The sequence below is a fragment of the Nocardia sp. PLKS1-43 genome, assembly GCF_059510335.1.
Genome location: NZ_JCAJZQ010000002.1, coordinates 904,253 through 910,822, shown reverse-complemented (window position 1 = coordinate 910,822; position 6,570 = coordinate 904,253). Strand labels below are relative to the sequence as shown.

Genomic DNA, 6,570 nt, shown 5'->3' with positions numbered 1-6,570 from the left:
GCTGGGAGTCGCCCGCGAAGCGATAGGTTCAGCAACACCAACCCCCAAGGTTTTCGGCGCGGGCTCGTCGTTCAGCCCTCGAAGCGCATGGCCGAAGGCCGAGTCTCGAGGGCTGAACGACGAGCCTTACAGCGCCGGAAACCCGCCGCAGCGAAGCGGAGGCCAAAAATCCAGCAGCGAAGCGGAGGCTAATTAGATACTGCTTTACGTGCGGCGGACAGGAAGGGGTTGATCAGGCCGCGCAGGGCGAGTTCGGTGATGCGGTCGGGGACGGGGAGTTTGGGCTCGGAATCCATGCGGTAGGAGACCAGGGTGCCGCCGGGGGCGTCGGCGAAGGTGATGATGCCGACGTGGCTGCGCACCGGTGCGCCGGCGACGATTTTGTATTCCATGCGTTCGCCGGGAACCAACAGGGTGGTCTCCTCGGTGACGCCCACGCCGCCGCGGCCGACGAGGAATTGCGCGCCGACGCCGGTGCGCTCGGTGTCGCCGGGCTTCTTCAGCGTGAATCGGACGGGCAGGTAGCCGTTGAGGCTGTCGCGTTCGCTGAAGAGTTTGTAGACGACGTCGCGGGGAGCGGAAATCACCGTATCGATGGTGGTGCTGGCCATGGGCGGAATCTCCTTGCGATTCTGGTCGGGCGCGGCGGTGCGGCGAATTTTCTGTGACAAGTAGTCTCAGCAATACGTCGCGGGGACAGCATATCGGTACCGGATCTCTTCGGCGTGCGAAGTGTCATTGGCGTCGCGGTTGTGATTGTGATAGTGCATGCGGCGCGCCTCCACCAATGGTTGAGACTTTACGGTCAGTATCGGTTGCCATGAAGATGCTGGCGCTGTTGTCGAAGAACAACGAAACGCTGCCGGGGCGCACGGGGCTGGCGCGCGTCGACCGCAACACCCGGCGTCTGCTCAAACGAGTGGGACCGGGCGACGTCGTGGTGCTCGACGAGATGGACCTTGATCGGCTCACCGCCGACCGGCTCGTCGAGGCGGGAGTGGCGGCCGTGGTCAACGCCTCGCCGTCGATCTCCGGACGCTATCCGAATCTCGGGCCGGAGGTGCTGGTCGCCAATGGAATCGCATTGCTGGACGCGGTATCCAACGATGTGTTCGCCCGGATCAAGGACGGTGCGAAGGTCCGCATCGATGGTGGCGTGGTTTACGCCGACCGGCTCACCAAGAAGGAGCCCGAGGTGCTGGTCGAGGGTATCGAGCTCACCGAATCCAGCATCGCCGAGCGGATGATCGCCGCGCGCACCGGGCTGGCCGATCATCTGGAAGCGTTCTCGGGCAATACGATCGAATTCATCCGCACCGAGAGTGCGCTGCTGATCGATGGTTTCGGCGTTCCGGAGCTGGATCTGGACATGCGCAACCGGCATGTCGTGGTGGTGGCCGACGGACCGGACCATCGTGACGATCTGCGCTCGCTCAAACCTTTCATCAAGGAGTACGCGCCGATTCTCGTCGGGGTGGGGCGCGGTGCGGACACGTTGGCGCGCTGTGGTTACCGGCCCGATCTGATCGTCGGCGATCCGGAGGAGATCACCGCCACCACACTCAAATCCGGCGCCGAGGTGATCCTGCCCGCAGACACCGACGGTCACGCGAAGGGATTGGACCGCATCCAGGATCTGGGCGTCGGTGCGACGACGTTCCCGTCCTCGGGATCGGCCCCGGACCTGGCGTTGCTGCTGGCCGACCACCACGGGGCGGCGTTGATCGTCACCTGCGGCGCGGCGGCCTCGCTGGACGACTTCTTCGATCGCAGCCGCCGCGAATCCAATCCGGCGACCTTCCTGACCCGGCTCAAAACCGGCCCGAAACTGATGGATGCCAAGGCCGTGGCCACGCTCTACAGCCATCGCACCTCGGGATGGGCTGTGGCGCTGGTGGTTCTGGCCGCGTTGGTCGCGCTGATCGTCGCGATGCTTGCCTTGCATCTGGGCGGGGAGGTGCTGGACTGGGCCGCGTCGGTGTGGCGGCAGGCCCGCGGCGTCGCGCACGACCTATCGAACTCGCTACATCGGCAACACTGAAGGGGTACAGGTGATTTCGCTACGCCAGCACGCCGTCTCGATCGCGGGGATCTTCCTCGCGCTCGCGATCGGGGTGGTGTTCGGTTCGCATTCGGGGATTCTGACCGCGCTACGCCCGGACCACGGGTTGCAGACGAAAGTCGACACGCTGACCGCGCAGCACGACCGGCTCAGCGGTGAGCTCGCCGCCTCCGATGCCTTCCTGGCCGGGGCGCAGGGGCGTCTGCTCGGCGGCACTCTCGGCGGGCACAGCGTGTTGTTGTTCACCACGCCCGACGCCGACCGCGGTGACGTGGAGTCGGTCGGCAAGGCGTTGCGGGCCGCGGGCGCGACGGTGACCGGCACGATCGCGCTCACGAATCCGTTCGTCGACTCCGGTCAGGGGGATCGGCTGCGCACCGCGGTGACCAATATGATTCCCGCCGGTGCGCAGTTGCAGACCGCGTCGGTCGATCAGGGCAGCCTCGCCGGTGACCTGCTCGGGCTGGCCTTGCTCGGGGATCCCGCCGACGGGCATCAGCGGGCCACTCCGCAGGAGCGTACCTTGATCCTGAACACCCTGCGTAGCGGCGGTTTCCTCACCTTCGGTGACGTGCAGCCGGCCCAGTTGGCCGTCGTGGTGACCGGCGACGGCGCACAGGCCGGGCAGGACGATCAGGGCTCGATCATCGCGAAGTTCGCGGGCGGGTTGCGGGGACGCGGTGCCGGAACCGTGCTCGCGGGCCGGGCCGGGTCCGCCGACGGTGCGGGCCCGATCGCGGTCGTGCGCTCGGACGGCCGGCTGGCCGGTTCGGTGACGACCGTCGACAACGTGGACCACGAAATAGGCCGGGTCACAACGGCTCTGGGATTGAGTGAACAGCTGAAGGGGCTCACCGGGCGGTACGGAACCGGGGCCAGGGCCAGTTCGCTGACCGTCGCGGCGCTGCCGTAACCGGGCCGCCGGCCGGTGCTCTGATCACATCGCGGCGTCACGGGCACATTCACAGCAGTGATTCGCACCCGGCGCCCGGATGCTGCTCCGAGGAATTCGCGGCGGTGTGACACCCCGCCGAATCGCCGGTCAGCCACTGTTCGGCTACTGTGCGTCGCATTCGATTCACGGGCCGTTTTCGTGTTAACGTGAAGACCCGTGGGTCAATCACGGATTCCGTCGCGAACGGCTACCAAACACATCTTCGTCAGCGGTGGCGTCGCCTCCTCCTTGGGTAAGGGCCTGACGGCTTCCAGCCTCGGCCAGCTGCTCACCTCGCGCGGCCTGCGGGTGACGATGCAGAAGCTCGATCCGTATCTCAACGTCGATCCCGGCACCATGAACCCGTTCCAGCACGGCGAGGTGTTCGTGACCGAGGACGGCGCCGAGACCGACCTGGACGTCGGCCACTACGAGCGGTTCCTGGACCGCGACCTGACGCAAGACGCGAATGTCACTACGGGACAAGTGTATTCGTCGGTCATCGCCAAGGAGCGGCGTGGCGAGTATCTGGGCGACACCGTTCAGGTGATCCCGCACATCACCGACGAGATCAAATCCCGCATCCTGGCGATGAGCGCCCCGGATCGCGAGGGCAACACCCCCGACGTGGTGATCACCGAGATCGGCGGCACCGTCGGCGATATCGAATCCCAGCCGTTCCTCGAGGCGGCCCGGCAGATCCGGCACGAGGTGGGCCGGGACAACTGCTTCTTCCTGCACGTCACGCTGGTGCCCTATCTGGCGCCCTCGGGCGAGCTCAAGACCAAGCCGACCCAGCATTCGGTGGCCGCCCTGCGCAATATCGGCATCCAGCCCGACGCGCTGGTGCTGCGCTGTGATCGCGAGGTACCGCAGGGGCTGAAGAACAAGATCGCGCTGATGTGCGACGTCGAGGTCGAGGCGTGCATCTCGACCCCGGACGCGCCCTCGATCTACGACATTCCGCGGGTGCTGCACCGCGAGGGGCTCGACGCCTATGTGGTGCGCCGGCTCGGCCTGCCGTTCCGCGATGTGGACTGGACGGTGTGGGGCGATCTGCTCGAGCGGGTGCACAACCCGCGCGAGCAGGTGACCGTCGCGCTGGTCGGCAAATATGTCGATCTGCCCGACGCCTATCTGTCGGTCACCGAGGCCCTGCGGGCGGGCGGATTCGCGCGTAAGGCGAAGGTGAACATCCGCTGGGTGCAGTCCGACGAGTGCGAGTCTCCCAGCGGTGCGCAGACGTTCCTGGGTGATGTGGACGCGGTGCTCATCCCCGGCGGATTCGGCATTCGCGGGATCGAGGGCAAGGTCGGCGCGATCCGCTACGCGCGCACTCGCGGCATTCCGCTGCTCGGACTGTGCCTGGGCCTGCAGTGCATGGTCATCGAGTCCGCGCGCGCGGTCGGGTTGGACGATGCCAATTCCGCGGAATTCGAGCCGGAGACCTCCCATCCGGTGATCTCCACGATGGCCGATCAGGAGCAGGCGGTCGCCGGTGAGGCCGATCTGGGCGGCACCATGCGACTGGGCGCGTATCCCGCGATTCTGGAGCCGGGGTCGGTCGTGGCGCAGGCGTACGGGCAGAACGAGGTCTCCGAGCGGCACCGGCACCGCTACGAGGTGAACAACGCCTACCGCGCCAAGATCGCCGAGAGCGGACTGCGTTTCAGCGGCACCTCCCCGGACGGGCATCTGGTCGAATTCGTCGAGCTGCCCGCCGACAAGCATCCGTTCTTCGTGGCCACCCAGGCTCATCCCGAGCTCAAGAGCCGCCCGACCCGCCCGCATCCGCTGTTCGCCGCGCTGATCACGGCGGCGCTGAAATACAAAGCGGCCGAACGGCTTCCGGTCGACATCGAGGGCGATATGGAACTCGGCGAAGCGCGGAGCGTGTCCCGGTGAGCGAGTCCGCGCCGAGCGCGTCGTCGCAGGAGCCCGAGGCCGCGGACCGCCACGATTTCCGGACGGTGTCCAGTCGCATCGTGTATTCGGGAGCGATTCTGGCGTTGCGGCTCGATCAGGTCGAGATGCCGGGCGGGCGGGTCGCCGAACGTGAGGTGATCGAGCATCACGGCGCCGTCGCGGTCGCCGCGCTGGACGAGAACGGCGATCTGGTGCTGATCGATCAGTACCGGCATCCGATCGGCCGCCGCCTGCTCGAACTGCCCGCGGGTCTGCTGGACAAGCCGGGCGAGGATCCGCTCACCGCGGCGCGGCGGGAGTTGGCGGAGGAGACCGGGCTGGCCGCGCGAACCTGGTCGGTGCTGGTCGACGTCGCGCTGTCGCCCGGGTTCACCGATGAGTCGCTGCGGGTGTATCTGGCCACCGACCTGTACCGGACCGATCGGCCCGAACCGGAGTTGGAGGAGGCGGATCTGCGACTCGTGCGGATGTCGGTCGAGAAGGCCGTGCGCGCCGCGCTGGCCGGTGAGATCGTCAACGCGACCGCTGTGGCGGGCGTGCTGGCGCTGTCCACCGCCCGCGCGTCGGGAATCGAGTTGCGTCCCGCCGATGCGCCCTGGCCCGGTATGCCGACCCGGTTCCTCGATCGCAAGTCCGCCGCGGACAACACCTGACCGATCGCGGGCGGGCGCGTTTCGCGCGGCCGATGTCGGACCTTGCTGCGATGATGTGGGCGTGTTGCAGCGGGAGATCGATGCCTATCTCGACCATCTGACGGTCGAGCGCGGGGCCGCGCGCAACACGCTCAACGCCTACCGGCGCGACCTGGGACGATACCGGGAATTCCTGGATCACAGGGGGATTGCGGGCCTGGCCGAGGTGACCGAGAGCGATATCGGCGATTTCACCGTCTCGCTGCGGGCGGGCGCGCACGGGTATCCGCCGCTGGCCGCCAGCTCCGCTGCGCGGGGACTGGTGGCGGTGCGCGGACTGCATCGTTTCGCCGCGGCCGAGGGCATCACCGCCGGGGATGTCGCGCATGCCGTCAAACCGCCGACCCCGGCTCGGCGGCTGCCCAAAGCCCTTCCCTACGAACAGGTTTCGCGGCTTCTGGAGGCGTCGGGAGGTTCCGGCGCGGCCGACGGCGGCCCGCGCGGACTGCGCGACCGGGCGTTGCTCGAACTGCTGTACTCGACCGGCGCGCGGATCTCCGAGGCGATCGATCTGGACGTGGACGATATCGACACCGCCAACCGCTCGGTCGTGCTGCGCGGCAAGGGCGGTAAACAACGTATCGTCCCGATCGGACGCCCCGCCCTGCAGGCCCTGGATGCCTACCTGGTGCGCGGGCGTCCCGCACTCGCGATGCGCGGCACCGGGAATCCCGCCCTGTTCTGTAATGCCCGCGGCGGCAGGCTTTCCCGCCAGAGCGCCTGGCAGGTGCTCCAGGACGCCGCCGAACGCGCGGGCATCGGCGCCGCGGTCTCCCCGCACACCTTGCGCCACTCCTTCGCCACCCACCTGCTCGACGGCGGCGCGGACGTACGTGTCGTGCAGGAATTGCTGGGCCACGCGTCGGTCACCACCACCCAGATCTACACCCTGGTCACCGTCAACACCCTCCACGAAGTCTGGGCCACGGCCCACCCCCGCGCCCGATAACCGCGAC

6 protein-coding genes are annotated in these 6,570 nt (G+C 67.6%); 5 read left to right on the top strand and 1 reads right to left on the bottom strand.

The window, feature by feature from the left end:
* Positions 1-188: 188 nt before the first annotated feature.
* Entirely contained in the window at positions 189-611 is a 423-nt protein-coding gene (locus AC5WS7_RS12045) for an SRPBCC family protein (RefSeq protein WP_495954502.1), read from the bottom strand.
* A 209-nt stretch (positions 612-820) separates the two neighbouring features.
* Here AC5WS7_RS12045 and steA point away from each other — a divergent pair, with 209 nt between their 5' ends.
* The 5 genes from steA (at position 821) to xerD (ending at position 6,563) form a co-directional block, all read left to right on the top strand.
* Positions 821-2,041 carry a putative cytokinetic ring protein SteA gene (steA, locus tag AC5WS7_RS12040; RefSeq protein ID WP_495954501.1) on the top strand — a complete coding sequence of 407 codons (1,221 nt, stop codon included), beginning with the start codon at positions 821-823 and terminating at the stop codon, positions 2,039-2,041.
* Positions 2,042-2,051: 10 nt separating this feature from the next.
* On the top strand, positions 2,052-2,975 hold the full coding sequence (locus tag AC5WS7_RS12035) for a copper transporter (protein ID WP_495954500.1): 924 nt from the start codon (positions 2,052-2,054) through the stop codon (positions 2,973-2,975).
* Between the two features lie 198 nt (positions 2,976-3,173).
* The gene (gene pyrG / locus AC5WS7_RS12030) at positions 3,174-4,901 is read left to right on the top strand and encodes a CTP synthase (RefSeq protein WP_495954499.1); all 1,728 of its coding nucleotides are present in this window, start codon (positions 3,174-3,176) and stop codon (positions 4,899-4,901) included.
* Positions 4,898-5,575: an NUDIX domain-containing protein gene (locus tag AC5WS7_RS12025; protein ID WP_495954498.1), complete on the top strand. Its 678-nt coding sequence runs from the start codon at positions 4,898-4,900 to the stop codon at positions 5,573-5,575. Before pyrG ends, AC5WS7_RS12025 begins: the two co-directional genes overlap by 4 nt.
* 61 nt (positions 5,576-5,636) lie before the next feature.
* Positions 5,637-6,563, top strand: coding sequence for a site-specific tyrosine recombinase XerD (gene xerD, locus AC5WS7_RS12020; RefSeq protein ID WP_495954497.1), 927 nt, complete (start codon positions 5,637-5,639; stop codon positions 6,561-6,563).
* Positions 6,564-6,570: the final 7 nt, after the last annotated feature.